Here is a 25,338-nt window from a genome sequence, read left to right on the forward strand (position 1 = left end):
ATCATGTCAAGGTCAAGCGACTTTTTGACGTTCAGGCGACATCGACCGGAAAATAGCCTTCCGCTTCGATGAGGGAGGCGACGGCGGCGCGGTCGCCGGCATTGACCACCGTGACGCGCTTCGCGTCGAGGTCGATCTCGACCCTGGCGGCGGGATAGGCGGAAAGCACGGCGCCGGTGATCGTCCGGGCGCAATGGCCGCAGGTCATGTCCGAAACGGTGAAGGCGAGGGGGGCGGTGTCACGCATGGGGGTCTCCTGATTTGCCCTGCCATGCTGGGACGTTCCCACATGGCAAGGTCAAGCCGCAGTCGAGGGAAAAGAGCGGGCCGCGCCTCAATCCAGCGCGAACCGCGCCAGACGGTCCTTGAGCAGGGCGATCGTCGGCACATCCGCATTGGCGAAGGCGAAGCGGAGATATCCGTCCTGCGCGCCGAAATAGCTGCCGGGCAGGCAGAGGATGCCGGCCTCCCGGGCAAGCTTCTCCGCCACGCGGGCGGAAGGCGCCGCGCCGAAGGGATGGCCGATGAAGGCGAAATAGGCGCCGACCGCGCCGACGCGCCAGGCCGGGACCCCGGCCATCGTGGACAGCAGTCCCTCCACCCGGCGCGCGATCTCCCGGCGGTTCTCCTCGCGCCAGTCGGCAAGCAGCGGCAATGCCGTGGCGACGGCGGCCTGCGCCGAGCGGGGCGGGCAGATCTGCAGGTTGTCGAGGATCTTCGCCACCTGCTCGACCACGCCGGCACCCGCCGTGATCGCGCCGAGGCGATGGCCGGGAATGCAGAAGGATTTCGAGAAGCTGTAGAGACCGATCAGCGTGTCCTCCCAGCCCGGCCGGCCGAAGAGGTCGTGCGGCCGGCCCGCGCCCAGGGGCAGGAAGTCGCGATAGGTCTCGTCGAGGATGAGCCAGATGCCGCGCGCCGCGCACAGGTCGTAGATCTGCGCCAGGAGGGCGGGCGGGTAGACGGCCCCGGTCGGATTGTTCGGCGAGACGAGCGCGACGGCGCGCACGTCGGGCGTGATCGCGGCGGCCAGCGCCTCCACGTCGGGCAGGAACCCGTCGGCGGGGTCGCAGGCGGCGAACCGGGTCCTGATGCCCAGCATGGCGAGCGTCGTTTCCTGGTTGAAATAATAGGGATCGGTCATCAGCACGGCATCGCCGGCCCCGGCCACCGCCATGGCGGCGCAGATGAAGGCCTGGTTGCAGCCGGACGTGACATGGATGTTGCCGGCGGTGATCGCCGCGCCGTAGGTCTCGGCCACATGCAGCGCATAGGCCGTGCGCAGGCTGTCCTCGCCCTCGATCGGCCCGTAGCCGGTATAGGCGCGCGAGGCGGCGTATTCGCCGAGCAGGCGCAGCATGTCGGGATGCGGCGGATAGCCGGGCACGGCCTGCGACAGGTCGATCATCGGGCCGCTGCGGCCGTCATAGGCCTTGCCCCAGGCGAAGACCGAGGGGATCGGCGGGGGCGCGAGGGTTTCGACGAGCGGGTTGAAGCGGGGCATGGTCTTTTCCGTGGCGGTCAGGCGCGGGTCTTGCGCTGGGGGGTGGAGGAAGGCCGGCGCTTGGCCGGGACGGCGGTCGGGTGGTGGCTCTCCGCGGCCCGGCCGCCGCGCCCGCGCAGGACCAGGCGGGCGGAGGCCTGCGGCTCGGGCAGGCTCTCCTCCAGCGAGGCGAAGAGCCAGTCGATGAACACCTTGACGATCGGCGCCTGGCGCACCGATTGCCGGCAGGCGACATAGAAGGCGTCGTTGGCCGGCACCGTCAGGTCGAAGGGCACGACGAGCTCGCCGCGGGCGATGAGATGACTGGCGGTGATCGTGTCGCCGAGCGCCACGCCCTGGCCGTGCAGGGCCGCCTCGGTGGAAAGCCGGGCGTCGCTCATGAAGTGCTGTCGCCCGCGCGCCATGTCGATCGCATCGGCCGCCGCCAGCCAGGTGTTCCACTCGCGCCCGTCGTCGCCGTGAAACAGCGTGTGGTCGGCAAGGTCGCGCACCGAGCGCAGCGGCCGGCTGTTGAGCAGGCTGGGGCTGGCGACCGGAAAGAGCCGGAGGTTGGACCACAGCCGCGTCCAGCAGTCCGGCCAGTTGCCGTCGCCGTAGAGCACGCTGACATCCGTGTCGAGCGAGCGCAGGTTGTCCGGATCGTTGGAGGCGATCAGCGTGACGCGCACGCCGGGAAACTGGTCGGTGAAGGTGTTGAGCCGCGGGATGAGCCAGAGCGAGAGGAGGGCGGGCACGCAGGTGACGGTGAGGTCGCCGCGCGTCTCCGGCTGCTTCATCAGCGCGGTTGCCGCCGCGATCTCGCCGAAGGCGTTGGTGACGGCCGGCAGCAGCAGCGCGCCCTGCGGCGTCAGCTTCAGCCGCTTGCCGCCGCGCTCGAAAAGCGCGGTGCCGAGCGAAACCTCCAGCGCGCGGATCTGGTGGCTGACCGCGCCATGCGTCACGTTCAGTTCCCGCGCGGCAGCCGAGACCGCGCCGCGGCGGGCGGTCGCCTCGAAGGCGCGAAGGGGGTTGAGCGGCGGCAGGCGCGCGGCCATGGGGCGGTTCCGGCTTATGTGAGTTTTTCTCACGCAAACCGCTACAACAATGTCAATTGCTTTTCCAGCCGTTTTGTTACGATACTGTCGGCAACGAGGGCAAAGCCCCGGGGGAACGTCACTTGGCTCGCGTCTGCTCCGGCCCCCGGTCTGCCCGCATTTCCGAAAGGTGAGGTAGGATCATGGCCGACAGCAAACTCGACGAACTCAAGGCGAAATACGGCGCGAGCCACGGCGGCGAGCTGTTCGACCCCGCCTTCCGCAAGGTCGCCGACAAGATCTTCACCAAAAGCGGCTCGCGCCTTGCGCCCTATGCCGGCGTGCCGACCTTCCTGTCCGCGCCCTACATGCCGGTCGACGCGGAGAACCCCGATTTCGGCAATCTCCAGGTCGCCATCACCGGCGTGCCGATGGATCTCGGCGTCACCAACCGCCCGGGCTCGCGCTTCGGGCCGCGCGCCATGCGCACCATCGAGCGCATCGGCCCCTACAACCACGTCCTCGACTGCGCCCCGGTGCAGGAACTGCGCGTGGCCGATATCGGCGACGTGCCCTTCCAGAGCCGCTACCGCCTGGAACTCAGCCATGACGACATCGAGAAGCGCTTCAACCAGATCGTCGATGCCGGCGTGATCCCGCTCGCCGTCGGCGGCGACCATTCGATCACCCATCCGATCATGAAGGCCCTCGGCAAAAAGCAGCCGGTCGGCATGATCCATATCGATGCCCATTGCGATACGGGCGGTTCCTTCGACCAGACGAAGTTCCACCATGGCGGCCCGTTCCGCAACGCCGTGCTCGACGGCGTGCTCGACCCGGCCCGCACGATCCAGATCGGCATCCGCGGCTCGTCGGAATATCTCTGGGAGTTCTCCTACGAATCCGGCATGACCGTCATCCATGCCGAAGAGGTGAGCGGCCTCGGCATCCCGGCCATCATCGAGAAGGCGAAGGCGATCGTCGGCGACGGGCCGACCTATCTGTCCTTCGACATCGACAGCCTCGACCCGAGCTTCGCGCCGGGCACCGGCACGCCGGAGATCGGCGGCCTGACGAGCCGCGAGGTGCTGGAGCTGATCCGCGGCCTCAAGGGCGTCAACCTCGTCGGCGGCGACGTGGTCGAAGTCGCCCCGCAATACGACGCGACGACCAACACCGCCCATGCGGGCGCGCAGGTTCTGTTCGAAATTCTCAGCCTTATGGTCTTCAGCCCTTCCGTGGCCCGGACCGCCTGACATAGAATAGCAACAAAGGGAACGCACCGGCCCATCGGCCGGTCCAACAGGAGAAATGACGATGCGTGACATCCTCAAGACCAATGTCAGCCGCCGCGCGGTGTTGGGGGCCGGCGTTGCCGGCGCCTCGCTTCTGGCCATGCCGGCCGTGCTGCGCGCCCAGGACAAGTCGCTGAAGGTCGGCGTCTACGGCGGCTACTTCAAGGATTCGTTCGACAAGAACATCTTTGCCGATTTCACCAAGGAGACGGGCATCGCCATCGAATCGGTCGCCGAGCCGACCGGCGAAGCCTGGCTCGTCCAGCTCGAACAGGCCGCCAAGGCCGGCCAGGCGCCGGCCGACGTCTCGATGATGTCGCAGGTCGCCATGCTGAAGGGCCAGTCGACCGAGCTGTGGGCGACCCTCGATACGGCCAAGATCCCGAATGCGACGAACCTCATCGACCATTTCGTCAACAAGTATCCCGACGGCCGCGTCGCCGGCATCGGTGCCGTCGCCTGGTACATCACGCTCGTCACCAACACGGACGTCTACAAGGAAGCGCCGACCTCCTGGAACGCCCTGTGGGATCCGGCGAACGCCGACAAGCTCGGCCTGCTCGCCCTCGTGTCGAACTCGTTCCTCCTCGAAGTGACGGCCAAGACCCATTTCGGCGGCACCAACGCGCTCGACACCGAGGAAGGCCTCGTCAAGGCCTTCGAGAAGCTCGCCGAGGTCAAGCCGAACGTGCGCCTGTGGTATCGCGACGAGGCGCAGTTCGAGCAGTCGCTGAAGTCGGGCGAAATCCCGATGGGCCAGTACTACCACGACGTGACGGGCCTTGCCGCCGCCGACGGCCAGCCGGTCCGCTCCACCTTCCCGCAGGAAGGCGGCATCATGGATTCCGGCTGCTGGGCGTTGTCGCGCGCCTCGGAAAAGGTCGAGGAAGCCCACACCTTCATCAACTACATGTGCCAGCCGCAGATCCAGTCGCTGCTGTCGCGCAAGGTCGGCACCGCCCCGACCGTCAAGCGCGACCTTCTCGACCTGACGGCCGAGGAATTTTCCGCGGTCTCCTCGGACATCGAGCCGATCATCCCGCGCTACGACCTCTACACGTCCAAGGCCGACTGGCTGAACCAGAAGTGGACGGAAATGATCGCCGGCTGAGCCGCGCCGTCCAGAATCCAGCCGGCCGGCCGAGAGATCGGCCGGCCGGTCCCAAACCGTAAGCCGAGCGGAGCCCCAATGTCCGGATTGACCCTCCAGAATATCGTCAAGCAGTTCGGCACCTTCACCGCCGTCAGGAATGTCGCGCTCTCCGTGCCGCACGGCACCTTCGTCTGCCTCCTCGGCCCGTCCGGCTGCGGCAAGACGACCTTGATGCGCATGGTCGCCGGCCTCGACCTTCCCACCAGCGGCGCGATCACGCTCGACGGCCAGGACATCACCCACGTTCCCACCCACAAGCGCGACCTCGGCATGGTCTTCCAGTCGCTGGCGCTCTTCCCGCACCTTTCGGTCGGCGAGAACATCGCCTATTCGCTGCGCATCCGCGGCGCCGGCAAGGAGGAACAGAAGAAGCGCGTCGACGAGCTGCTCGCGATGATCCACCTTCCAGGCTATGCCGACCGGCCGGTCGCAAAGCTCTCCGGCGGCCAGCGCCAGCGCGTCGCCATCGCCCGCGCGCTCGCCATCTCGCCGAAACTCTTCCTGCTCGACGAGCCGCTCTCCGCGCTGGACGCCAAGCTGCGCGAGGCCATGCAGGTGGAATTGCGCCAGCTCCAGCAGCGCCTCGGCATCACCACCATCGTCGTCACCCACGACCAGCGCGATGCCATGACCATGGCCGACACGGTCGTGGTGATGAACGGCGGCGAGATCCGCCAGGCCGCCCCGCCGGTGGAGATCTACCGCCGCCCGGCCGATACCTTCGTCGCCGATTTCATCGGCATGACGAACCTCATCGATTTTTCCGCGGACGGCGCCGGCGCCAGCGTGCTCGGCGCCTCGGTCCCCGGCCTTGCCATCCCGGCGGGCCTGAAGTCCGGCATCCTGTCGGTGCGCCCGGAAGCCGTGCACATCACCGCGCCCGGCAATGCGCCGATCTCGGGCACCGTCACCTTCGTGCGCGATCTCGGCGGCACGATCGAGACCTTCGTGGAAGCCGCCGGCAAGCAGGTCGTCGCCGTCTCCATGCCGAACGCCCGGCCGGACGTTTCCGTCGGCCAGACCGTCGGCCTCCAGCTCAACCCGGACGATTGCGTGGTGCTGAAGTCATGAGACGCGAGGCGCCGCAGAAACTTTCCGACTACGGCCCGCTGTTCTTTCCCGCGGGCATGCTGATCGTCTTCTTCGTCGTGCCCTTCGCGACGATGATCGCCGTCTCCTTCTTCCGCCGCGACCCGGCCGGCTTCTATTCGCCCGATTTCGTCTTCGACAACTATGCCCGCTTCCTCAGCCTGTTCTTCGGCAAGGTGCTCGGCTTCTCGCTGTTCCTGGCGGTAATGGTCGCCATATGCTGCGTCGTGCTCGCCTTGCCCTTCACCTATCTCCTCTCGCGCGCCAGGCGCAGGACGCAGGTGCTCTGGCTGGTGGCGCTGCTCTCCATCCTGTCGCTGTCGGAAGTCATCATCGGCTTTGCCTGGTCGACGCTGTTCTCGCGCACGGCCGGCATCACCAACCTTCTCGTCATGCTCGGCATCATGGATCAGCCGGTGGCGCTCAATCCGAGCTTCGGCGCGGTGCTGACGGCCATGGTCTACCAGGCGCTGCCCTATACGGTGCTGGTGCTCTATCCCGCCCTGGTGCGGCTCGACCCGACCCTGACGGAGGCCGCGCGCACGCTCGGCGCCTCGCCGGTCAAGGCTTTCTTCACCGTCGTCGTGCCGGCATTGCGCAACACCATCGTCGCCACGCTGATCATGGTCTTCATCTTCGCACTCGGCTCCTACCTGCTGCCGCAGATCCTCGGCCGGCCGCAGCACTGGACGCTCTCGGTGCTCATCACCGACCAGGCGATCTACCAGTCGAACATGCCGTTCGCCGCCGCCATGGCCGTGTTCCTCGTGCTCGTCACGCTCGGTCTCGTCGCGCTCACCGTCTATGCCGGCCGCAAGGGAGAAGCCGCATGAACGCGCTGCTGCAGAAGGTCTATTTCGGCCTCGTCGGCCTCTTCCTCTCGCTGCCGATCGTCGTGGTCGCCGGCGTCTCGGTCAACGAGAAGCAGACGCTGGCCTTCCCGCCGCAGGGTTTTTCGCTCGGCTGGTACGGCGAGATCTTCACCAATTCCGAATGGCGCAGCGCCCTCTTCGCCTCGGTCACGCTGGCCGCCCTGTCGGCGGCGGTGGCGCTTCTCATCGCCCTGCCGCTCGCCTGGTTCCTCTGGCGGCGCGACGCGCCCTGGGCGAACGTCTTCCAGTTGCTCGGCATCGCGCCCTTCACGCTGCCGCCGGTCATCACGGCGCTCGGCCTTCTCACCTTCTGGGCGGCGACCGGGTTCTACGGCCAGCCGGCGACCGCGGTGATCAGCCATGCGATCTTCTTCGTGACGCTGCCGCTGGTGACGCTGTCGCTCGGCTTCTCCTCCATCGACCGCTCGCTGGTGGAAGCGGCCGCCACGATGGGTGCCGACGATCGCACGATCTTCCGCACGGTGGTCCTGCCGCTGATCCTGCCCTATCTGATCTCCGGCTATGCCTTCGCCTTCGTCCTGTCGCTCAACGAGTATATCGTGGCCTACATGACGATCGGCTTCACGATGGAGACGCTGCCGATCAAGATCTTCAACGCCCTGCGCTACGGCTATACGCCGACCATGGCGTCGGTCACGATCCTCTTCGTCGCCATCGCCGCCACCATCTTCGGCCTCGTGGCGCGCTTCGGCGACCTGCCGAAGCTGCTCGGGGCGATGTCGACAAGAGACTAAACAACCAGGAGCAACCATGCGGATCGCGGCCCTCCAGATGCATGCCATCGCCGGTGACGGCGAGGCCAATATCGAGCGCATCGCCGCCGCTGCCGCCGATGCGGCGGCGGGCGGCGCGAAACTGCTCGTCGTTCCCGAACTTGCCGTCACCGGCTACGGGGCAGGGGAGGCCGCCTTCGGCCGGCTCGCCTCGCCCGCGACCGGGGAGATCGCCGCGCGGATCGCCGCCATCGCGCGGGACCACAGGCTTGCCGTCGTCGCGGGCTTCGCCGAGCAGGAGGGCGGGCACACCTACAACAGCGCGCTCTTCACCGACGGCATCGGCACCAACGCCGTCTATCGCAAATCCCACCTCTACGGCGATTACGAGCGCAGCGTCTTCCGCCCCGCCGCGCCCGCCTCCGTCATGGTGGAACTCGGCGGCGTGCGGCTCGGCATGCTGATCTGCTACGACGTGGAGTTTCCGGAGAACGTGCGCCGGCTGGCGCTCGCCGGGGCCGATCTCATCGTGGTCCCGACGGCGCTGCCGAAGGGATCGTCGGGCACGTTCATCGCGGGCCACATGATCCAGGTGCGCGCCTTCGAGAACCAGGTCTTCGTCGCCTATATCAACCATTGCGGCGCGGACGACCGCTTCACCTATGCCGGCCTGTCGCGCATCGCCGCGCCGGACGGCAAGCTACTCGCGGAGGCGCCGGCGGAAGGCGAGACCCTGCTCTTCGCGGAGATCCGCCCCGAGGACTACGCAAGATCCCGCGCGGAAAACACCTATCTGCTCGACCTCGGCCGCCAGGGCTGACGGTGCTGGCATGGATTCCCCGGTCAAGCCCGGGGATGACGAAAGAAGAGAGGGCGTCAGACAAAGAGAGGGGCCCGCGTGCCGCACCGGCCAAGGGGCTGGCAACCTCTCCTCCCCTCCGTCATCCTCGGGCTTGACCCGAGGACCCACGCCCCACGGCGCGCCCTCGCCACCAAAAAACACGCCCCCGCATTTTCCCCGCCCCGCAAAGCCGTGCCTACAATCCCCCATCCCGCCGCGGATACACCGCAAGGCGTTGCGGCGAGGCGGGGTCGGCGCGGGGCGTGAAGGGGCGACGCAAAACTTCACGCACCGGGCGCACGGAAAATGGTCTCCCTCCGGCGAAACGGGGGAAATGGCGGGGTGTCGGACCGGACCGCCGTTTTGCCCTGATGAAGTCGCTGGGCGTGCCTGTGTGGCACACAACATGGCGGCTGCACCATGCGGCGTCCGCGGGCTACGGCCCTGCTCGCATGGCGCAGTGGAAGACGATGCCGACCGGCGGTCGTGGCTGCGGCATCGTGGAATCCTGAGGGCGTGCACGACCCTTTCTTCGGAAGGGCGCGCCACCGTTCCCACGGACCCCGCCATCGCAGAGAGGCCGAAGTCGTGTGCAAAAACCGCCGAACGGGGCGCTGCAAGGTGCCATATTTTATATATTCAGATGCGGCAGCTTCAGCGCCCCGTCCGATGCTCCTCGACATGCCACGGGCGGAAATCCGCCGCGTGGGCCGTACCGTTGCGTCCCGCCGCAGTTCAGGCCTGATAGGTGATGCGTCCGTCGCACAGGGTCGTGACGGGCCGGATACCGGCGAGATCCGCAGGCTCCGCCGCCTCCACGTCGCCCGAAAGCACGACGATGTCCGCGAGATAGCCGGGCTTCAGCATGCCCTTGCGGTCCTCCATGAATTCCACCCAGGCGCCGTTCTTCGTATAGGCGGCCAGCGTCTCGGCAAGCGAAAGCCGCTCGTCCTTCAGGCCCTCCTTCCACGGCTCCCGCGTCATGGCGCACTGGATGCAGTGCATCGGATCGAGCGGCGAGACCGGCCAGTCCGTGGCGAAGACGATCTCGGCCCCCGCATCGACCAGCGTGCGCCAGGCGAAGGCATGGGGCCAGCGGTCCTCGCCGATATAGGAGAGGTAGGGCTCCAGCGGCAGGCCGGCGCTGCCCGGCGGGTGGGTCGGCTGCATGGAGGCGACGGTGCCCAGTTCCTTAAAGCGCGGAATGTCGTCGGGATGCACGACCTCGATATGCTCGATGCGGTTGCGGCTGTCGCGCTTGCCGTTCGCCTCGATGGCGGCCTCGTAGCCGTTCAGCACCATGCGCACGGCGCCGTCGCCGATGGCGTGGACCGCGACCGGCAGGCCGAGCCTGTCGGCGGCGACGGCGATGCTGTCGAAATGGTCCTGCGAGAACAGCGGCTCGCCCTTCCAGCCGGGCTGGTGCGCATAGTCGTCGACGAAGACGGCGGTGCCCGATTCCGTCACGCCGTCCATGAAGAGCTTGACGAAGTCGCAGCGCAGGCGATCCGTGTTGAAACGCTCGCGCCAGGCGGCGGCCTTCGTCTCAAGGTCCGACAGCGGCATGAAGTTCTTCATGTGGAAGGGCATGCGCACGCGCACCGGCAGGCCCGCCGTGCGCTCGATCTCGTCCAGCATTTCAAGCTGGTAGAGGCTGCCGTCCATGTTCTGCAGCGAGGTGATGCCGAGCGAGGCGACATAGGCAAGGCCCCGCTTGATGACCTCGATGTCGCCGGCGCGCTCCTCGGCCGTCACATGTTCCGGGTCGGAGCCGGTGCCGACGCCGAGCATTTCGCGCCCGCCAGTCTCGCCGAGGGCGGAAACCGGGCGGATGGCGTTGCTCTCGCGCAGTTCCCCGCTCGCAAGGCCGTCCTCGCCCATGACGATCTCGTTGCCGACGCCGACGTCCCGGCCCTCCAGGATGCCGCCCATCGTGAGCGCCGTCGTGTTGGCCCAGGCGGTGTGGTGGTCGGGGGCGACGATCAGCAGCGCCCGGTCCGGCAGGATGCGGTCGAGATGATGGCGCGTCATGCGCTCGTCGTCGGAAAGGATCGTGTAGTCGGCCTGCTGCGCGATGAGGAGCCGGCGCTCCGGGTATTCGGCGGCATAAGCCTTCACGGCCTTCTCCAGCGCGTCGAACCCCTTGACGCCGGCGAGCGACAGTTCGCTGAGTTCGGCCGAGCCGCCGAAGATGTGCATATGCGCTTCGTTGAAGCCGGGCAGCACCGTGCCGCCGCGCGCGTCGATCACATGTGTGTCGGGCCCGGAGAAGGCGTCGATCTCGGCTTCCGAGCCGACGGCCAGGATGCGGTTTCCGGCAATGGCGACCGCGCTCGCCCGCGGGTTCGCCGCATCCATCGTCAGCACCCGCGCGTTGCGGATGACAAAGCTCGCTTCCCTCTGCATGGCGTGTCCTCGAAAATGCGGTCAGGTTGCCCGGCGGCAGAGCGCGCGGAAGAAGGTGAAGACGTCCTGGTTCTCCTCGTCGCCGAGCGGCTCCGGCTGGGAGGAGAGCTTGACGATGACGGTCTCGGTGCTCGGATCGACATAGAGCCACTGGCCGTGGATGCCGATCGCGCAGAACGCGCCGTCTTCCTCGCCCGACTGATACCACTGGCTGCGGTAGCGTCCGTTCGGCAGGTCGACATTGCGGCCTTGCTGCCAGGCCTCCCGGTCGCCGTTCTCCTGCATGTCGCGGATCCAGCCCTCCGGCACGACCTGCCGGCCGTTGCGCACGCCGTGGTTCCGCAGGAGTTCGCCGAGGCGGGCAAGGTCGCGCGCCGTCATGGAAACGCCGCCGGCCGTGCGCGGCGTGCCGATGGCGTCCACCGTGATGTCGGCATTGCCCTTCGCGCCCATCGGCTTCCAGAGGAGATCGGAGGCGAGATCGGCGAAACGCGCGCCGGTGACGCGCTCGATGACGACGCCGAGCAGGTCGGCATTGGGCGAGGCATAGTAGAACGGCCCGCCATGCGGCCGCTCGGCCTTTTCCAGGGTCACGAGGAAGGAAGCCAGCGTCTCCGGCGCGATATCCGGCGCCGGCGGGTTCCACAGCATGGCGCGGCGATAGCGCGCGAAGGCGCCGTGCGGATCGAGATAGGCCTCCTCGAAATCCAGGCTGACGCGCATGTCGAGCACGTCGCGATAGGTGCAGTCGCCGTAGACGCTGCCGCTCGCCTCCGGCAGGTAATCCGCCACCGGCCGGTCGGGATCGATCAGCCCTTGCGCCTCCAGGATGCCGGAGACGACGGCCGTCAGCGACTTGGAGATGGAAAAGACGAGATGCGGCGCGGCGGGATCGGCATGCGGGGCGTAATGTTCCGCGACGACCTCGCCGCGCCGCATCATCACGAAGGCGTCCGTATGGGCGAAGTCGAGGAAGGCGCGGGCGCTTGCGGCCCCCGCAAGGCCGGTCTCCATCGGCGCGTCGAGAAAGGCGTCGCTGGCAAGCGGCGCCTCGGCGGCCGGCACCTCGGCCGCGATCACCGCCGTCGGCACGAGATCGCGCACGTTCTGGAAGGTCCAGCGGCTATAGGGGGCGGTGCGCCAGTTGGCGAGCGTGATATCCGCACGGGCAAAGCCGTGCCTGTCCTTGAATGTCCTGATCATCCCATATGCAACCGAAGCGCGGGAAGGCACTGCCCTCCCGCGTGCGGCTGTCCTCGGTTGTCGCGGCTTTGCCGCTTACTTCTGCAGTTCGGTCCAGATCTTGGTGTAGAGTTGCTGCACCTCCGGCTCGCAGCTTGCGAGGAATTCGCCCGACGGCTCGAATTCGGCCGGCACGACCAGTTCCGGCGCGTTCTGCATGTCGGCCGGCAGGAACGTGTCCGAGCCCTTGACGCCGTTGGAATACTTGGCGAAGGCCGAGATCAGCGCGGCATTCTCCGGGTCCATGATGAAGTTCATGAAGAGCTTGGCGTTCTCGGTGTTCTTCGCGTCCTTGAGGAGCGCGACGCTGTCCATGAAGTAGGGGAAGCCCTCCTTGGGATAGCCGAACTTGATGTCCGGGTTCTTGATGCGCGAGCGCATGATGGCGCCGTTCCAGTAGTAGACGGCGGCGTAGTCGCCGGCCGGCAGCTTCTCGGTCACGCTGTAGTCCATGGCGAGCCATTTCGTCTTGGCTTCGACGAGCTTGTCGCGGACCTTGCGCAGGACGTCCTTGTCCATCGTGCACCATTCGCCGCCGAAATACTTGATCGTGGCGAAGAGGACGTCGTTCATTTCCGGCGCGACGTTGATCTTGCCGGCAAGCTCGGCCGGCGGATCGAGGAAGATCGCCGAGGTGTTGATGTCGCCCTTGTAGACGGAGGTGTTGACGCCGATGCCGGTCAGGCCCCACTGCCACGGAACGGTGTAGTGACGGCCCGGATCCCACGGCACGTCGACCCAGCGCTCGTCGACATTCTTGAAGTTCTCCATCTGGTCCGGACGGGCTTCCTGCAGGAGGCCTTCCTTGATCCAGATCTGCACATAGTTCGCCGACGGCACGACGATGTCGAAGCCGTGGCCGCCGGCGCGGACCTTGGCGAGCGCCGTGTCGTTCGAATCGTAGTCGGTGACCGTCACCTTGACGTCGAACTTCTCCTCGAACTTCTTGACCAGTTCCGGATTGGTGTAGTCGCCCCAGTTGTAGATGTTGAGCTCGCCGGCCGCCGAAGCGCCGCCCGCCGTTGCCAGCATGGCGATCGCCGCCGTCGCTGCCGTCGTCATCCATTTCGTTTTCATTCTCTGTTCCTCTCTGTCGCTTGTTACTGTTTTTTCCGGTTGATGAAGAAGAAGACCACGACGAGCGCCGTCGAAAGCGCCAGGAAGACCGTGGCGATGGCGTTGATTTCGGGCGTCGTCTCGCGCCGGAGCTGGCCCAGCATGTAGGTCGGAAGCGTGTCCTGGCCGCCGGACTTCACGAATTCCGTGATGACCACGTCGTCGAGCGAAATGACGAAGGACAGCATGAAGCCCGCGATGACCGCCGGGCGCAGCAAGGGCAGGGTCACATGCCGGAAGGTCTGCCAGCGCGAGGCATAAAGGTCCGCCGCCGCCCGCTCCAGCGTCAGGTCCATGCTTTCCAGCCGGGCGCGGATGGGCAGGTAGGCGAAGGGAATGCAGAAGGCGCTGTGCGCGGCGATCAGGTAGCCGAGGCCCGAATAGCCCGTCCACACCTTGATGCGCGAGAAGACGATGAGCAGCGCCACGGCCGTGACGATCTCCGGCACCATGAGCGGCTGGTTGATGAGCGCGTATTTGAGGGTGAGGCCGCGATAGGGCGTCGTGCGGGTCGTCGCGAGCGCCGCCATGGTGGCAGCGGTCGTGGCGAGGAGGGCCGCCCAGATCGCGATGACCAATGAGCGGATGGCCGCGTCCTGAACCGCCTCGTTGCGCCAGGCCGCGACGAACCAGCGCGCGGAAAAACCGTCCCAGCGCGACAGGGATTCCGCCCCGTTGAAGGAATAGATGACCAGCGCGGCGATCGGCAGGTAGAGGGCGAAGAAGGTGAAGAGCGTGATGAAGCCGAAGCCGGGCTGGGAGCGGATGTCGAAATGCGATCTAAACATGGCTCGAACCTCCGCGCGAGGCGTTGCGCACGTAGAAGATCAGCGCGACCATCACCAGCGCCATCAGGGTGATCGACATGGCGGCACCGAGCGGCCAGTTGCGGCCCGAGCCGAACTGCATCTCGATCAGGTTGCCGAGCATCATGTTCTTGCCGCCGCCGAGCACGCGCGGGATGACATAGGCGCCGAGCGAGGGGATGAAGACGAGGATGGAGCCGGCGATGATGCCCGGCTTCACCAGCGGGATAACGATGCGCCTGAGGACCTGCAGGCGGCTGGCATAGAGATCGTACCCCGCCTCCACCAGCCGGAAATCGAGCTTCTCGATCGAGGCGTAGAGCGGCAGCACCATCAGCGGCAGGTAGACATAGGTCATGCCGAGCAGGTTGGCGGTGTCCGTATACATGATCTGGAGGGGCGTATCGATCACGCCGAGCCAGATCAGGGCATTGTTGAGCAGGCCCTCGTTGCGGATGACCTGCTGCATGGCGAAGGTGCGGATGAGAAGGTTCGTCCAGAACGGGATCGTCACCAGGAAGACCCAGATCTCGCGGCTGTGCGGCGGGCGCGTCGCGATGAAATAGGCCGTCGGGAAGCCGAGGATCAGGGTGAGGAGCGTCGTGAAGAAGGACAGTTGGAGCGAGCGCCAGATGATCGACAGATGCGCGTCCGCAAGGCCGAGCGTGTCGTCGAATATGTCGCGCTGGAAGAAGACGGAGACCCAGCCGTCGAGCGAGAACTCGCCGAACCTGACGTCGCCGTAATCGCCCTTCGCCATGAAGGAATAGAGCAGCATCACCAAGAGCGGGCCGACCGCCGCGAAGAAGATGATGAGCAGGGCCGGCGCGCTGAGCAGCCAGCGGGAACGGATATCCTTTTTCCGGGCCGCGATCGCGGCCTGCTGCGCGCCGCTCATCGTCAATCCCTCAAGATCTGCGCGACGTCGTCGCTGAGGCTGATGCCGACCGCCTCGTCCCTGGAAAAGCCGCAGGACCCGCTGCGGGCGTTCTGCTGGCGCACGGTGAAGGTCGTACCGTCCTCGAGGCGGACGTGGAAATGCGTATCCGTGCCGAGATAGACGATCTCGCGGACGGTGCCGCGCAGCGCCGAGGCGGGCGAGGGGGCTGCGACCTGTGCATGTTCCGGGCGGACGACGACCGTGACCTTGCCGCCGGGCGTCACGCCCGCCGGGAAGGTGGCCGGGATCTCCGCGCCGGAGGAAAGTCTTACGCGCGCCCGGTCGCCGGAGACCGAAACGACCTCCGCTTCCAGAAAATTCGTCTCGCCGATGAAGTCGGCGACGAAGCGCTCGGCCGGGCGGTCGTAGACGTCCCAGGGCGAGCCCACCTGGCGCACCGTGCCCGTCGACATGACGGCGATGCGGTCGGACATGGTGAGCGCTTCCTCCTGGTCGTGCGTGACGAAGACGAAGGTGATGCCGGTTTCGGTCTGGAGGCGCTTCAACTCCATCTGCATGGACTTGCGCAGCTTCAGGTCGAGGGCGGAAAGCGGCTCGTCGAGCAGCAGCACCTTCGGCCGCGGCGCGAGCGCCCGGGCGAGCGCGACGCGCTGCTGCTGGCCGCCGGAAAGCTGGGTGACCGGATTGTCGCCGCGCCCTTCGAGATGCACGAGCTTCAGCATGTCCCTGACGACGCCGTCGACCTCCGCGCGGGGCTTGCCGAGCATCTTCAGGCCGAAGCCGATGTTCTCGGCCACCGTCAGATGCGGGAAGAGGGCGTAGTTCTGGAAGACCGTGTTGACCGGCCGCTGGTTCGGCAGGAGGCTGGAAATGTCCGCGCCGTCGAGCAGGACCTTGCCTTCGGTCGGCAGCTCGAAGCCGGCGATCATCCGCAGGAGCGTGGTCTTGCCGCAACCGGAAGGCCCGAGGAGGGTGAAGAATTCGTTGGACCGGATATCCAGCGTCACATCGTCGACGGCCTGGAAATTGCCGAACCATTTCTTGATGCCATGCATGCCGATGGCGCCGCCATGGGCCGCGGTCGTTCGGGTCTCAGTCATCGGTTCCCCGTCTATCGTCCGGCGTCCCGAGCTTCCTCCGCCCGGAGCGCCGGCTGTCCTCTGTCCGGCCGCTGATCACGGCTCTCATGTGATAGGCTTATCTTGCTTATGATCACAACAAATCATAATTTGATCAAATCTGCAAAGGGCCATTTCTCGCTTTGCGATTTTATCCGCCCTGCTTGCAAAGGCCGCAGAATTCAGCCCAGGGACGATAGTGCCGACCGGGCGGACGAGGGAGGGTTTCAGCATGCTGGTTGCAGCCGGTCGCGAAGCGTCCGAATCCGCCAAGCAATGGGTCTATCGCGTCTTGCGGCGGGCCATCATGACGGGCCAGTTCGAGCCGGGCGATCCGGTGACGATCAACGGCCTTGCCGAAACCCTCGGCGTCAGCGCCATGCCGGTGCGCGAGGCGCTGCACCGGCTGGTCGCCGACGGGGCGCTGGAACTGCTCGACAATCGCCGCGTGCGCGTTCCGGACCTCGATCCGCAGCGCTTCGAGGAAGTGCTGGAAGCCCGCATCGCGCTGGAGACCCGCGCCGCCGAACGCGCCATGCCCTTCATCGACGAGGCGCGGCTCGCGCGCCTGCGGGCCTTCGACCAGCAGGCCGACGCGGCGCTGGCCCGGCGCGATTTCGGCCGCCTCGTCGAGGCGAACTTCGATTTCCACCGCTGCCTCTACGAGGCGCGGCCCGGCACGGTGATGCTGCCGCTGATCGAATCCCTCTGGCTGCGCCTTGCCCCCTTCATGCGCATGGCGGGGGAAACCCTGTCCACCACCTACCAGATCGACCGCCACGCCGAAGCGCTCGCAGCCATCGTCGCGCGCAATCCCGAGGCGCTGAAAGCCGCCATCGCCGCGGATATCCGCGACGGCACCGGCCATCTCGGCCGGAAACATTTCGAGAATATGGGCGTGGCCGAAAGGGACGGCTGAACATGGAACTTCGCCCATTCCGCTTGCGAAGACGGGCCGATGGTCGCTAAACCCTCCTGACGATATGCCATGCGCCGTGCCGGGAGGATGCCTTGAACGACAACAATGTCCTGAAGTTCGAACGCCGCAAGCCGCAGCCGGACGAGAAGAACAGGCCGAAGGCGCCGGGGCCGAAGAAGGGGCTGGTCTGGATCGCCGTCCTCGCCGTGATCGCGCTCGTCTGGGCCTACTACCAGTTCATCGCGCCACAGACGCTATGACCGAAGGCTAGGACCGGTCGACCGCTCGCCCGTATCTTTAATTGCGCTACCACTTACTACAATCTAAGATTGCAAAAGTCGCGTAAGCTGAATTATGGAACGGAACTGCTATTTCGTATTTGTTGCGATTTCATCGAGATGGCAGCCACCGTGTCAACTAAACTGCCATTCCGGCGTTGCGATCGTTGAAAAATGAATGACATCTCGCGCAAATGATACGGATTCGATCCAGTCTATTATGATGGCCGCGTGCAAGCTTGGTTGAACTGATGTGTTCTGTAGAAGCACCGCAACCCTGATCGATACGCGAGACCTTTAGACAGCATCTGCATGTCCGTAGCCTGTCATCCAACACGTATCCTGAATAGCGCGCCCGGGATGCAATCTGGTTGAAATTCTTGGGCCTGCCGTTTCGTCCGACATGCCAGAGAAGCCGCTTGCGCAACTGGACTGCCGTGTCCCGGAACTCATTGTCCATAAACGTCAGGGCTTCGCGCCACGCAAGAATTTCTCGAACTAGGCTCCTCGAACTGCGGACGATGTCTTCGGGCATCTCCATGAGCCACTTGTCGAGACGCTGGTTCGCCTCAGCTACGGTCGGCGCATTGTTGATGTCCTTGAATTCTTCTTTGGTGCGCCAAGCGCGGGCAACCCAGGGGTTGCGTGCGTCGATTACGTCGCGCATCCGCCTTACTCTGGTTGAGTGGCCAGGCTCGCTAGCGAACCACAAGCGCAAGCCAGATGACCTTCGTATAGGTAGCTTCTTTATGACGTTTCTACGGATATGATCCGCAATGATATCGTCGAACAGACTTGGGACGGTAACAATGCGCGCACCCGGAACCCCCTTCGTTACCGCCCTGCGATACGATCGTAATGGATCCACTATTACACTCGCGATCGTTTCACGGTCAGGAACCGCCACTAGCCATCGCTCCAGATCCCGAGCGCGCGTTCCATTGATGACGTCAACGACGGAGCGTTCCACCAAATCGATGATGATCGATGCAGACCGCTGCCCGTCACGATAGCGAATAATACCGAGGTGCTTGAGCTTGGGATCGATCCGGTGGTTCAAGTAAGCTCTGCTAGACTCATTGTATACGTTCCGAATCGTCTTCTCATCCAGCCCCACGTTGGATGCAACGGCATTGATGCCTTGCAGCGGCACCTCCTCACGTATGTATTTGACGAGACGCGTCGTCATGCGCCTTTTCCCGTCAAGGTCGGGCAGACTGGCTCGGTACACATGAGTGCATGATGTACATCGGAAGCGCCCTGCCCTTATCTTGATCTTTACGGAGCGGCCCTGGAATGGAACGTCGCTGCAAGTCATGGTCATGTAACCAAACCGCGACGACTGTGTCCCGCGGCATTTTGGACAGGGTTCATGCGACCGAGCAACGGAAGCACGCACACAGATGCCAGCGTCGGAGAATTCCGGAGCCGATCCATCAGGTGCTAGCCGCTCGAGCCCAAGGTGCAGCTTCAACTCAGCCGCTTCAATAGCATGGTCCATATCGTGGAGCTTACCATCGTCGCATCCCATTTCAACCTCAAAATCCGCCATTGGGATTTAACATCAATATAACGATGAAAAATCAGTACTATAATACAGAATTATGCGATTTATTTTGTCACTCACTCGGCCCAGATTGCACTGACTCGTGCTTAGGAGAGCCATATGAATGTGCATCGATTTCAGAAATCGGACTGGATACCCTCCGGGTTCGATCGGCCAACGTTGGTCAATCGATGGGGGTTGCCGACATTCTATGCGACGTACTGGGCCGAGATCATCAAGAAGGGTTCGAGTGATGCCAGCATCATCCGTGTACTTTCTTCTGTCGGCCCCTTGTATGAAGTGGCGGACGACGTCTTCGGTTTCGGGGCGCTGGATGTCGCGATTGCCAGATGCGACTTCGCTCGGATTGAGGCGATCATCCAAACCCTAACCGCACGCATTGCAAATGGAACCGTCCGATGGCAACGCAAGCCCTCAATCAACCATGCAATTCAATTTCTGGCGGAGGTGATGCGCCATATCGGGCACGGAGAAGGCCTGCACCAGGCGATCCTGTTCGTCGAACGGATCAAGGGCGTTTATCGTGACCTACTGGCGGAAGGCCCGAAGGCCCCGCCGCCGCTGCGTGCCTTGCCAGAGACCGTGCTAACAGATCTTGGCGAGATATTCGACCCGACAAGCAGCAGAAATCCATTCCGAACGGAGTCTGTTGATTGCCACTGAGAACTGACCCGGCGTTTCCACCGAGAATTGACCCGCCTGTTAGGTATGTTTCGGGTCTGCGGTCGTGGTCAAGTTCCTCGTTTTCTCCTTTGTCGTTTTGGTGTCGTGCGCAGAGCTGTTCTTGAAGCGGAAGCTGTCGTTTCCGGTTTCAAGGATGTGGCAATGATGGGTAAGCCGATCGAGCAATGCCGTGGTCATCTTGGCATCACCGAAGACGCTGGCCCATTCGCTGAAGCTGAGGTTCGTCGTGATGATGACGCTGGTTCGCTCGTAGAGTTTGCTGAGCAGGTGGAACAGCATCGCACCGCCCGACGCGCTGAACGGCAAGTAACCGAGCTCATCGAGGATGACGAGATCGGAGTGGACGAGCCGATTGGCGATCTGGCCGGACCGTCCTTGCGCCTTTTCCTGTTCCAGCGCGTTGACCAGCTCGACCGTCGAGAAGAACCGGACCCGCTTATGGTGGTGCTCAATGGCCTGGACACCGATCGCCGTAGCAATGTGCGTCTTGCCCGTGCCGGGACCGCCGACCAGGACGATGTTGTTGGCATCGTCGAGGAAGCCGCAGCCATGGAGTTGCTGCACGAGCGCCTCGTTAATCTCGCTGCTGGCGAAGTCGAAGCCGTTCAGATCACGATAGGCTGGAAAGCGTGCTGTCTTGAGCTGATAGGCCGTCGATCGGACCTCTCGTTCGGCCGTTTCCGCCTTGAGAAGCTGGGACAGGATCGGAATGGCCCCCTCGAACGCCGGCGATCCTTGCTCGGTTAGTTCGCCGACAGCTTGTGCCATGCCGTGCATCTTCAGTTGCCGCAGCATAATAACGATTGCGCCGCTTGCTGGATTATGACGCATGGCGAGCCTCCGTCTTTCTCAGGGCATCGTATCGTTCGACATTGGCCTGAGGCTCGTTGATGAGCGTCAGGGCTTGCGGCGCATTGATGGTCGGCGGCGTGAAGGATTTGCCGTCGACAAGTCGATGCAGCAGGTTCAGCACATGCGTCTTGGTCGGAACGCCGGACTTCAGCGCCATTTCGACTGCCGACAGGACGGCCTGTTCATCGTGCTGAAGGACGAGCGCCAGGATATCGACCATCTCCCGGTCTCCGCTTGGCTTCTTGAGCAGATATTGCTGCAAGGTCCGGAATGCATCGGGGAGCTCGGCGAACGGTGCGCCATTGCGAAGCGCACCAGGCTTTCGCTGCACCACCGCCAGATAATGCCGCCAGTCGTAGATCGTCTGCCCTGGCCTGTCGTGGGAGCGGTCAATGACGCGACGATGCTCGCAAACGATTTGTCCTTCTGCGGCGACCACAATACGGTCTGGGTAAACCCGTAGGCTCACCGGCCGATTGGCGAAGGATGCCGGGACGCTGTAGCGATTACGCTCCAGATGCACGAGGCAGGTCGGAGAAACACGCTTGGTGTATTCGACAAACCCATCGAAAGGTCTGGAAACAGGCATAAGCGCGGGTACTTCCTCCGCCCAGATGTCGGCAATGGTGCCGCGCATCTGACCGTGGGGCGTCTTGGCCCAGAACTCCTTGCAACGCTGCTCAAGCCAATCGTTCAGGGCCTCCAGTGATGGAAAGCGCGGGATCGGTTGAAAGAAGCGATGACGCGCATCCTGCACGTTCTTCTCGACTTGTCCCTTCTCCCAGCCGGAAGCCGGATTGCAGAACTCGGGTTCGAACAGGTAGTGGCTGGCCATCGCCTGGAAGCGGACATTGACGTCACGCTCTTTGCCGTGGCCGACCTTGTCGATCGCGGTGCGCATGTTGTCGTAAATGCCACGTCCCGGGATACCTCCGAACACGCGGAATGCATGATTGTGGGCATCGAACAGCATCTCGTGCGTCTGCAGGAGATAGGCCCGCACGATGAAGGCCCGGCTGTAGCTCAGCTTCGTGTGCGCCACCTGCAGCTTGGTGCGCTCATTGCCGATGATCGCCCAGTCCTCTGACCAGTCGAACTGGAAGGCTTCGCCGGGGTCGAACGCCAGGGGCACATATGTCCCGCGGCCGGTCGTCTGCTGTTCCCGCTGTCGATCATCACGCCATTCCCGAGCAAATGCTGCCACGCGATTGTAGGACCCCTCGTAGCCGAGGCTCACCAGATCGGCGTGCAACTGCTTCATCGTCCGCTTCTGCTTGCGGCCCTTTTTGGATTCCGTCTTCAGCCAGGCCGACAAGCGATCCGCAAATGGATCAAGCTTGCTCGGCCGCTCAGGGACCTTGAACTTCGGCTCCACGCCGTCCAGGCGCAGGTATTTGCGGATGGTATTCCGGGATAGGCCGGTCCTGCGGCAAATCTCCCGGATCGATAGTTCTTCTCGAAAATGCCAGCGTCGGATCACGCTCAATAACGCCATGTCGATCACTCCATAGCCCCCGCTGAAAACATGCGAGGGAAGGTTGGAACATGGGTCAATTCTCAATGGAAATATCAGGCCACGCCGGGTCAGTTCTCAGTGGCAATCAACACATTACGCAAATGCATCTGAAAAATTGATGCGCGAGTCTCGCGATTCGGAAGTCTCAGGGACACGTGTCTGTCCAGGCGGCCCGCTCTCAGTATGGCGGGATCGATGGATCCGGGATGATTGCAGGCGGCAATCACGATGACACCCTCGCGGCCGTCTATTCCATCCAACTGTTCAAGAAATCCGGCAATCGCCTTCGTCTCATAGGAAGCGTTGCGTCCTTCGGCACTTCCCCTCGAACCGAATGCGTCAACTTCGTCGACGAACAGGATCGATGGAGCTTTGGTCTTCGCTTCGTCGAAGCTTCTCTGCATGGCTTTCAGGAAGTCGTTCAGATAACCGCGAGACTGCCACCTTGCGTATGAAGCAGTGATCAGCGGAACCCCACACGATCGTGCAAGCGCTCGCGCGTAGATGGTCTTTCCCACTCCGGGCGGACCTGACAGCAACAGGCCGCGGTCGACGTCGTCCCAACCTATCAGGCCTGAACGCCAGTCCTTAATATCCCTGGCCAGATCAAGACCCCAATCCTTTGCGTATCCGTACCCCTGCATCCTCTCGAGATCCATTTCATGCAGGACATCGGTCTGCCGCTCAACAGTGGCATTGTCTTGCTGCATCTTCGTCAGGATCGATATCACTCGTGTGATCGGCCGGCCGCGCCGCATCGCCAGCCTCAGACCCGCCCACGTGCTTCCGAGGATTACAGCCGCCTGTTCTTCAGAGATGCTCAAGCCATAGGCCCATCGGACTACACCCTTGATGCGGCGCAGGCCAGGTTCCGTCAGCGTGATCACGGCATCGAATGCGTGATGAATGTCAGACGGAATGACGGCCGGATCCGGGAAGAATAATATCGTCCGCTTTTCCTGAAGCACATCCGCTATTCTGTCCTGATCGTCGCTATCGACTTCCTCATACATGTGGACGTATTCGCGACGCGAGAAGTCATTGTTTGCACCAAGCAATACCTTGGCGACGCGGACATACGTTACGCAATCGTTCCAATTGGGCACAAGGATAGCCAACGCGAAACGGGCCGAGCGACGAAATGGGCGAAGGGCAGCATTCAAGGACGCGAAAGCCATGAATTCTGGAAGTGCGAAGCCGGGCTGTTGCCGACCGACGCTCTTTAAGGATTCGGCTTTCGGCAAGCGCTCGGGTTCAGGAAATTCGTGAGATATTGGCTGGCTGCGCATGGCATCAATCCAGCCAGACATTCAGATCGCCAGGATCTCTGGACTGCTGCCCTAATCGATACCAGCGATTCGAACACCGAACCAGGTCGTTCCGCCGCGACAACAGGTGAACCTCCGCAGTGAAGGATGGAATTCCATTTACCTGGTGGAGAGGCGGTTCCTGTCCTGGATACGCTACCATGCCGAACAGCGCGGGAACGTTCACCGATCGAATAGACCAGTTCTCCACCACAGGCAGATCCGATGCGTTGATTGAAGGAAGACGTCGATCCTTTGCAAGGACTCCGAAGTCCACACTCAGTTCGGCATAACACAGCGAATACGCCCGGAGGAGCCGCAAGGGGCTGTCCTTCGAATGGTCCTCGAATCTCAACATCTGTCTCTCCTTCCGCTGCGGCCGATTCGGTGGAAAAAATCCTTCAGCGCGTATCCGAAGCATTTCATTTCCGTTTTTCGGCAACGTATTTCCGCTTTACGGAAGGTGTCAACAATAAATCCGCCATCGATTTGCCCGCGATTTAAAGCCGTGACATTTGTTGCGGATGTCGACCCATCACCTGATCGTAAAAGCTGCTAGGACCGCGCTCGGCCTCTCCCGGAAGGAACTGGCGGAACTTGCAGGTCTGTCCGATCGCACGATTTACAACATCGAGACCAATCAGGATTACGTACTTCTGGACACTCTCATGAAGGTTCGCCGGGTGTTTGCGGAGCGCGGCCTGGAACTCGTTGAGGGTGACGGGGAGCGTGGTTGGGGCCTCTATTTCAAAAGCAACGAGGCATCCTGAAGAAGCCAGCATCGGATGTGATAGCATCGACAATGCGGGTCCGCGGACCCTGGCACACCGTTTTCAATGCAGAGATCGCAACAGGGCAATCGCAACAGGCATCTCGATAAAAATTTCCGTTCGCAACAAACCCCGGTCTTTGGCCTGCGCAACACTGTGCTGCACCCCCGGCCGCCATGACGACTACGGCACGCCCTGAAAATAGTGAGTTATGCTTCACTCACTCACTCAGGCAACACAATCCGAATGGCAGTTATTGGAACAAGGCTGCAGGACTTCACCGGGATCGCCGTGCTCCTGTCACCATGACAAGAACGGGCGTTCTCAACGGCCCGGCGGCATTCTATGAAACGGGCACCGCATCAACAGAAAGCGCGCCCATGACCTCCATCGAAATGATCGTCGCCGCCAGGGCCCGCCTGCAGGGCCATGTCCGGCGTACGCCGCTGCTGTCGTCGCCCTTCCTGGACGAGGTTGCGGGACGGCGCGTCTTCGTGAAGGCGGAATGCCTGCAGCATACCGGCTCCTTCAAGTTCCGCGGCGGCTGGTCGGCGGTTTCGGGGCTGGAGCCGGCAGTGCGCCGGCGCGGCGTGATCGCCTTCTCGTCGGGAAACCATGCGCAGGGCGTCGCCCTTGCCGCAGCGCGGCACGGCGTCGCCGCCGTCATCGTCATGCCGGCCGACGCGCCGAAGCTGAAAATCGAGAACACCCGTGCCTTTGGGGCCGAGGTCGTTCTCTACGATCGCGGCACGGAAGACCGCGATGCCATCGGCGCGCGGCTTTCCGAGGAGCGCGGCCTGACGCTGATCCGGCCCTTCGACGAGCCGCTGGTCATCGCCGGCCAGGGAACGAGCGGGCTCGAAATCGCCGAGCAGGCGCAGGAGGAAGGCATCGCGGCGGCCGACGTGCTGGTGCCGTGCGGCGGCGGCGGGCTCAGCTCGGGCATCGCGCTTGCCCTGGAGGCCACCGCGCCGGACTTCACCGTGCGCACCTGCGAGCCGGAAGGCTTCGACGACACGGCACGCTCGCTTATGGCCGGACAGATCGTGCGGAACGCCGCGATGACCGGCTCGATCTGCGATGCGATCGTCACGCCGGAGCCGGGCAGGATCACCTTTCCCATCCTGAAGCGCCTCGCCGGGGCCGGCTTCGTCGTGACGGAGGACGAGGTGCTGCACGCCATGGCGCTCGCCTTCAAGCGGCTGAAGATCATCGTGGAGCCCGGCGGCGCGGTCGCGCTCGCGGCAGTCCTCTTCCACGGCGCCGCCATCGACCGCGACACCGTGATCGCGGTCACCTCCGGCGGCAATGTCGATACGGACCTCTTCGCCCTGGCGCTCCAGCGCTTCGGCTGA

At 63.9% G+C, this 25,338-nt stretch carries 25 protein-coding genes; 11 read left to right on the forward strand and 14 right to left on the reverse strand.

Annotated elements, in window-relative coordinates; translation table 11 throughout:
- Nucleotides 1–31: 31 nt before the first annotated feature.
- The 3 genes from AB3G45_RS06480 to AB3G45_RS06490 all read right to left on the reverse strand — a co-directional run bounded on the left by AB3G45_RS06480 (nucleotide 32) and on the right by AB3G45_RS06490 (nucleotide 2,538).
- A complete protein-coding gene (locus AB3G45_RS06480) occupies nucleotides 32–247 on the reverse strand; it encodes a heavy-metal-associated domain-containing protein (protein WP_367829780.1) in 216 nt (71 codons plus the stop codon).
- An 87-nt stretch (nucleotides 248–334) separates the two neighbouring features.
- The gene (locus AB3G45_RS06485) at nucleotides 335–1,504 is read right to left on the reverse strand and encodes an aminotransferase (protein ID WP_367829781.1); all 1,170 of its coding nucleotides are present in this window, start codon (nucleotides 1,502–1,504) and stop codon (nucleotides 335–337) included.
- Nucleotides 1,505–1,521: 17 nt separating this feature from the next.
- Nucleotides 1,522–2,538: a LysR substrate-binding domain-containing protein gene (locus AB3G45_RS06490; protein ID WP_367829782.1), complete on the reverse strand. Its 1,017-nt coding sequence runs from the start codon at nucleotides 2,536–2,538 to the stop codon at nucleotides 1,522–1,524.
- A 182-nt stretch (nucleotides 2,539–2,720) separates the two neighbouring features.
- Here AB3G45_RS06490 and speB point away from each other — a divergent pair, with 182 nt between their 5' ends.
- From speB to AB3G45_RS06520, 6 genes are all read left to right on the forward strand, one after another.
- Nucleotides 2,721–3,773 carry an agmatinase gene (gene speB, locus AB3G45_RS06495; protein WP_367829783.1) on the forward strand — a complete coding sequence of 351 codons (1,053 nt, stop codon included), beginning with the start codon at nucleotides 2,721–2,723 and terminating at the stop codon, nucleotides 3,771–3,773.
- 70 nt (nucleotides 3,774–3,843) lie between these two features.
- Nucleotides 3,844–4,923 carry a PotD/PotF family extracellular solute-binding protein gene (locus AB3G45_RS06500; RefSeq protein ID WP_367829873.1) on the forward strand — a complete coding sequence of 360 codons (1,080 nt, stop codon included), beginning with the start codon at nucleotides 3,844–3,846 and terminating at the stop codon, nucleotides 4,921–4,923.
- Between the two features lie 78 nt (nucleotides 4,924–5,001).
- Nucleotides 5,002–6,036: an ABC transporter ATP-binding protein gene (locus tag AB3G45_RS06505; protein WP_367829784.1), complete on the forward strand. Its 1,035-nt coding sequence runs from the start codon at nucleotides 5,002–5,004 to the stop codon at nucleotides 6,034–6,036.
- Nucleotides 6,033–6,887: an ABC transporter permease gene (locus tag AB3G45_RS06510; protein ID WP_367829785.1), complete on the forward strand. Its 855-nt coding sequence runs from the start codon at nucleotides 6,033–6,035 to the stop codon at nucleotides 6,885–6,887. The genes AB3G45_RS06505 and AB3G45_RS06510 overlap by 4 nt, the downstream gene beginning before the upstream one ends.
- Nucleotides 6,884–7,681 (forward strand): ABC transporter permease, encoded by a 798-nt coding sequence (locus tag AB3G45_RS06515; protein WP_367829786.1) that lies wholly within the window; start codon nucleotides 6,884–6,886, stop codon nucleotides 7,679–7,681. The genes AB3G45_RS06510 and AB3G45_RS06515 overlap by 4 nt, the downstream gene beginning before the upstream one ends.
- A gap of 16 nt (nucleotides 7,682–7,697) precedes the next feature.
- Nucleotides 7,698–8,480 (forward strand): carbon-nitrogen hydrolase family protein, encoded by a 783-nt coding sequence (locus AB3G45_RS06520; protein ID WP_367829787.1) that lies wholly within the window; start codon nucleotides 7,698–7,700, stop codon nucleotides 8,478–8,480.
- Between the two features lie 756 nt (nucleotides 8,481–9,236).
- On the opposite strand, the gene AB3G45_RS06525 is transcribed toward AB3G45_RS06520, so the two are convergent.
- The 6 genes from AB3G45_RS06525 to AB3G45_RS06550 all read right to left on the reverse strand — a co-directional run bounded on the left by AB3G45_RS06525 (nucleotide 9,237) and on the right by AB3G45_RS06550 (nucleotide 16,027).
- On the reverse strand, nucleotides 9,237–10,907 hold the full coding sequence (locus tag AB3G45_RS06525; RefSeq protein WP_367829788.1) for an amidohydrolase: 1,671 nt from the start codon (nucleotides 10,905–10,907) through the stop codon (nucleotides 9,237–9,239).
- A 21-nt stretch (nucleotides 10,908–10,928) separates the two neighbouring features.
- Entirely contained in the window at nucleotides 10,929–12,110 is a 1,182-nt protein-coding gene (locus AB3G45_RS06530) for a serine hydrolase domain-containing protein (protein WP_367829789.1), read from the reverse strand.
- 75 nt (nucleotides 12,111–12,185) lie between these two features.
- On the reverse strand, nucleotides 12,186–13,226 hold the full coding sequence (locus AB3G45_RS06535; RefSeq protein WP_367829790.1) for an extracellular solute-binding protein: 1,041 nt from the start codon (nucleotides 13,224–13,226) through the stop codon (nucleotides 12,186–12,188).
- A 23-nt stretch (nucleotides 13,227–13,249) separates the two neighbouring features.
- Nucleotides 13,250–14,053 (reverse strand): ABC transporter permease, encoded by an 804-nt coding sequence (locus AB3G45_RS06540; RefSeq protein WP_367829791.1) that lies wholly within the window; start codon nucleotides 14,051–14,053, stop codon nucleotides 13,250–13,252.
- Nucleotides 14,046–14,969 carry an ABC transporter permease gene (locus AB3G45_RS06545; RefSeq protein WP_367829792.1) on the reverse strand — a complete coding sequence of 308 codons (924 nt, stop codon included), beginning with the start codon at nucleotides 14,967–14,969 and terminating at the stop codon, nucleotides 14,046–14,048. The genes AB3G45_RS06540 and AB3G45_RS06545 overlap by 8 nt, the downstream gene beginning before the upstream one ends.
- A gap of 2 nt (nucleotides 14,970–14,971) precedes the next feature.
- Nucleotides 14,972–16,027, reverse strand: a complete 1,056-nt coding sequence (locus AB3G45_RS06550) for an ABC transporter ATP-binding protein (RefSeq protein WP_367829874.1) — start codon at nucleotides 16,025–16,027, stop codon at nucleotides 14,972–14,974.
- Nucleotides 16,028–16,322: 295 nt separating this feature from the next.
- Here AB3G45_RS06550 and AB3G45_RS06555 point away from each other — a divergent pair, with 295 nt between their 5' ends.
- On the forward strand, nucleotides 16,323–17,009 hold the full coding sequence (locus AB3G45_RS06555) for a GntR family transcriptional regulator (RefSeq protein ID WP_367829793.1): 687 nt from the start codon (nucleotides 16,323–16,325) through the stop codon (nucleotides 17,007–17,009).
- Between the two features lie 92 nt (nucleotides 17,010–17,101).
- On the forward strand, nucleotides 17,102–17,269 hold the full coding sequence (locus AB3G45_RS06560; protein WP_367829794.1) for a hypothetical protein: 168 nt from the start codon (nucleotides 17,102–17,104) through the stop codon (nucleotides 17,267–17,269).
- A gap of 157 nt (nucleotides 17,270–17,426) precedes the next feature.
- Here AB3G45_RS06560 and AB3G45_RS06565 read toward each other — a convergent pair whose 3' ends face one another.
- Entirely contained in the window at nucleotides 17,427–18,476 is a 1,050-nt protein-coding gene (locus AB3G45_RS06565; protein WP_367829795.1) for a transposase, read from the reverse strand.
- A gap of 477 nt (nucleotides 18,477–18,953) precedes the next feature.
- Between AB3G45_RS06565 and AB3G45_RS06570 the strand changes: the two genes are divergently transcribed.
- On the forward strand, nucleotides 18,954–19,517 hold the full coding sequence (locus tag AB3G45_RS06570; protein ID WP_367829796.1) for a hypothetical protein: 564 nt from the start codon (nucleotides 18,954–18,956) through the stop codon (nucleotides 19,515–19,517).
- Nucleotides 19,518–19,556: 39 nt separating this feature from the next.
- On the opposite strand, the gene istB is transcribed toward AB3G45_RS06570, so the two are convergent.
- The 4 genes from istB to AB3G45_RS06590 form a co-directional block, all read right to left on the reverse strand.
- A complete protein-coding gene (gene istB / locus AB3G45_RS06575; protein WP_367829797.1) occupies nucleotides 19,557–20,369 on the reverse strand; it encodes an IS21-like element helper ATPase IstB in 813 nt (270 codons plus the stop codon).
- The gene (gene istA / locus AB3G45_RS06580; protein WP_367829875.1) at nucleotides 20,359–21,885 is read right to left on the reverse strand and encodes an IS21 family transposase; all 1,527 of its coding nucleotides are present in this window, start codon (nucleotides 21,883–21,885) and stop codon (nucleotides 20,359–20,361) included. Before istA ends, istB begins: the two co-directional genes overlap by 11 nt.
- Before the next feature lie 89 nt (nucleotides 21,886–21,974).
- Entirely contained in the window at nucleotides 21,975–23,216 is a 1,242-nt protein-coding gene (locus AB3G45_RS06585) for an AAA family ATPase (protein WP_367829798.1), read from the reverse strand.
- The gene (locus AB3G45_RS06590; protein WP_367829799.1) at nucleotides 23,200–23,571 is read right to left on the reverse strand and encodes a hypothetical protein; all 372 of its coding nucleotides are present in this window, start codon (nucleotides 23,569–23,571) and stop codon (nucleotides 23,200–23,202) included. Before AB3G45_RS06590 ends, AB3G45_RS06585 begins: the two co-directional genes overlap by 17 nt.
- Before the next feature lie 166 nt (nucleotides 23,572–23,737).
- Between AB3G45_RS06590 and AB3G45_RS06595 the strand changes: the two genes are divergently transcribed.
- Together AB3G45_RS06595 and AB3G45_RS06600 are read left to right on the forward strand one after the other, a co-directional pair.
- Complete coding sequence (locus tag AB3G45_RS06595; RefSeq protein WP_367829800.1) at nucleotides 23,738–23,983, forward strand: helix-turn-helix transcriptional regulator; 246 nt, start codon at nucleotides 23,738–23,740, stop codon at nucleotides 23,981–23,983.
- Between the two features lie 380 nt (nucleotides 23,984–24,363).
- A complete protein-coding gene (locus tag AB3G45_RS06600) occupies nucleotides 24,364–25,338 on the forward strand; it encodes a threonine/serine dehydratase (RefSeq protein WP_367829801.1) in 975 nt (324 codons plus the stop codon).

The organism is Shinella sp. S4-D37 (assembly GCF_040812195.1).
GTDB lineage: Bacteria > Pseudomonadota > Alphaproteobacteria > Rhizobiales > Rhizobiaceae > Shinella.

Excerpts from the sequence above, each read along its gene's own strand:
- AB3G45_RS06480 (WP_367829780.1), bottom strand. The coding sequence starts at position 247 with ATGCGTGACACCGCCCCCCTCGCCTTCACCGTTTCGGACATGACCTGC.
- AB3G45_RS06485 (WP_367829781.1), bottom strand. The coding sequence starts at position 1,504 with ATGCCCCGCTTCAACCCGCTCGTCGAAACCCTCGCGCCCCCGCCGATC.
- AB3G45_RS06490 (WP_367829782.1), bottom strand. The coding sequence starts at position 2,538 with ATGGCCGCGCGCCTGCCGCCGCTCAACCCCCTTCGCGCCTTCGAGGCG.
- speB (WP_367829783.1), top strand. The coding sequence starts at position 2,721 with ATGGCCGACAGCAAACTCGACGAACTCAAGGCGAAATACGGCGCGAGC.
- AB3G45_RS06505 (WP_367829784.1), top strand. The coding sequence starts at position 5,002 with ATGTCCGGATTGACCCTCCAGAATATCGTCAAGCAGTTCGGCACCTTC.
- AB3G45_RS06510 (WP_367829785.1), top strand. The coding sequence starts at position 6,033 with ATGAGACGCGAGGCGCCGCAGAAACTTTCCGACTACGGCCCGCTGTTC.
- AB3G45_RS06515 (WP_367829786.1), top strand. The coding sequence starts at position 6,884 with ATGAACGCGCTGCTGCAGAAGGTCTATTTCGGCCTCGTCGGCCTCTTC.
- AB3G45_RS06520 (WP_367829787.1), top strand. The coding sequence starts at position 7,698 with ATGCGGATCGCGGCCCTCCAGATGCATGCCATCGCCGGTGACGGCGAG.
- AB3G45_RS06525 (WP_367829788.1), bottom strand. The coding sequence starts at position 10,907 with ATGCAGAGGGAAGCGAGCTTTGTCATCCGCAACGCGCGGGTGCTGACG.
- AB3G45_RS06530 (WP_367829789.1), bottom strand. The coding sequence starts at position 12,110 with ATGATCAGGACATTCAAGGACAGGCACGGCTTTGCCCGTGCGGATATC.
- AB3G45_RS06535 (WP_367829790.1), bottom strand. The coding sequence starts at position 13,226 with ATGAAAACGAAATGGATGACGACGGCAGCGACGGCGGCGATCGCCATG.
- AB3G45_RS06540 (WP_367829791.1), bottom strand. The coding sequence starts at position 14,053 with ATGTTTAGATCGCATTTCGACATCCGCTCCCAGCCCGGCTTCGGCTTC.
- AB3G45_RS06545 (WP_367829792.1), bottom strand. The coding sequence starts at position 14,969 with ATGAGCGGCGCGCAGCAGGCCGCGATCGCGGCCCGGAAAAAGGATATC.
- AB3G45_RS06550 (WP_367829874.1), bottom strand. The coding sequence starts at position 16,027 with ATGCATGGCATCAAGAAATGGTTCGGCAATTTCCAGGCCGTCGACGAT.
- AB3G45_RS06555 (WP_367829793.1), top strand. The coding sequence starts at position 16,323 with ATGCTGGTTGCAGCCGGTCGCGAAGCGTCCGAATCCGCCAAGCAATGG.
- AB3G45_RS06565 (WP_367829795.1), bottom strand. The coding sequence starts at position 18,476 with ATGACGACGCGTCTCGTCAAATACATACGTGAGGAGGTGCCGCTGCAA.
- AB3G45_RS06570 (WP_367829796.1), top strand. The coding sequence starts at position 18,954 with ATGAATGTGCATCGATTTCAGAAATCGGACTGGATACCCTCCGGGTTC.
- istB (WP_367829797.1), bottom strand. The coding sequence starts at position 20,369 with ATGCGTCATAATCCAGCAAGCGGCGCAATCGTTATTATGCTGCGGCAA.
- istA (WP_367829875.1), bottom strand. The coding sequence starts at position 21,885 with ATGGCGTTATTGAGCGTGATCCGACGCTGGCATTTTCGAGAAGAACTA.
- AB3G45_RS06585 (WP_367829798.1), bottom strand. The coding sequence starts at position 23,216 with ATGTCTGGCTGGATTGATGCCATGCGCAGCCAGCCAATATCTCACGAA.
- AB3G45_RS06590 (WP_367829799.1), bottom strand. The coding sequence starts at position 23,571 with ATGTTGAGATTCGAGGACCATTCGAAGGACAGCCCCTTGCGGCTCCTC.
- AB3G45_RS06595 (WP_367829800.1), top strand. The coding sequence starts at position 23,738 with ATGTCGACCCATCACCTGATCGTAAAAGCTGCTAGGACCGCGCTCGGC.
- AB3G45_RS06600 (WP_367829801.1), top strand. The coding sequence starts at position 24,364 with ATGACCTCCATCGAAATGATCGTCGCCGCCAGGGCCCGCCTGCAGGGC.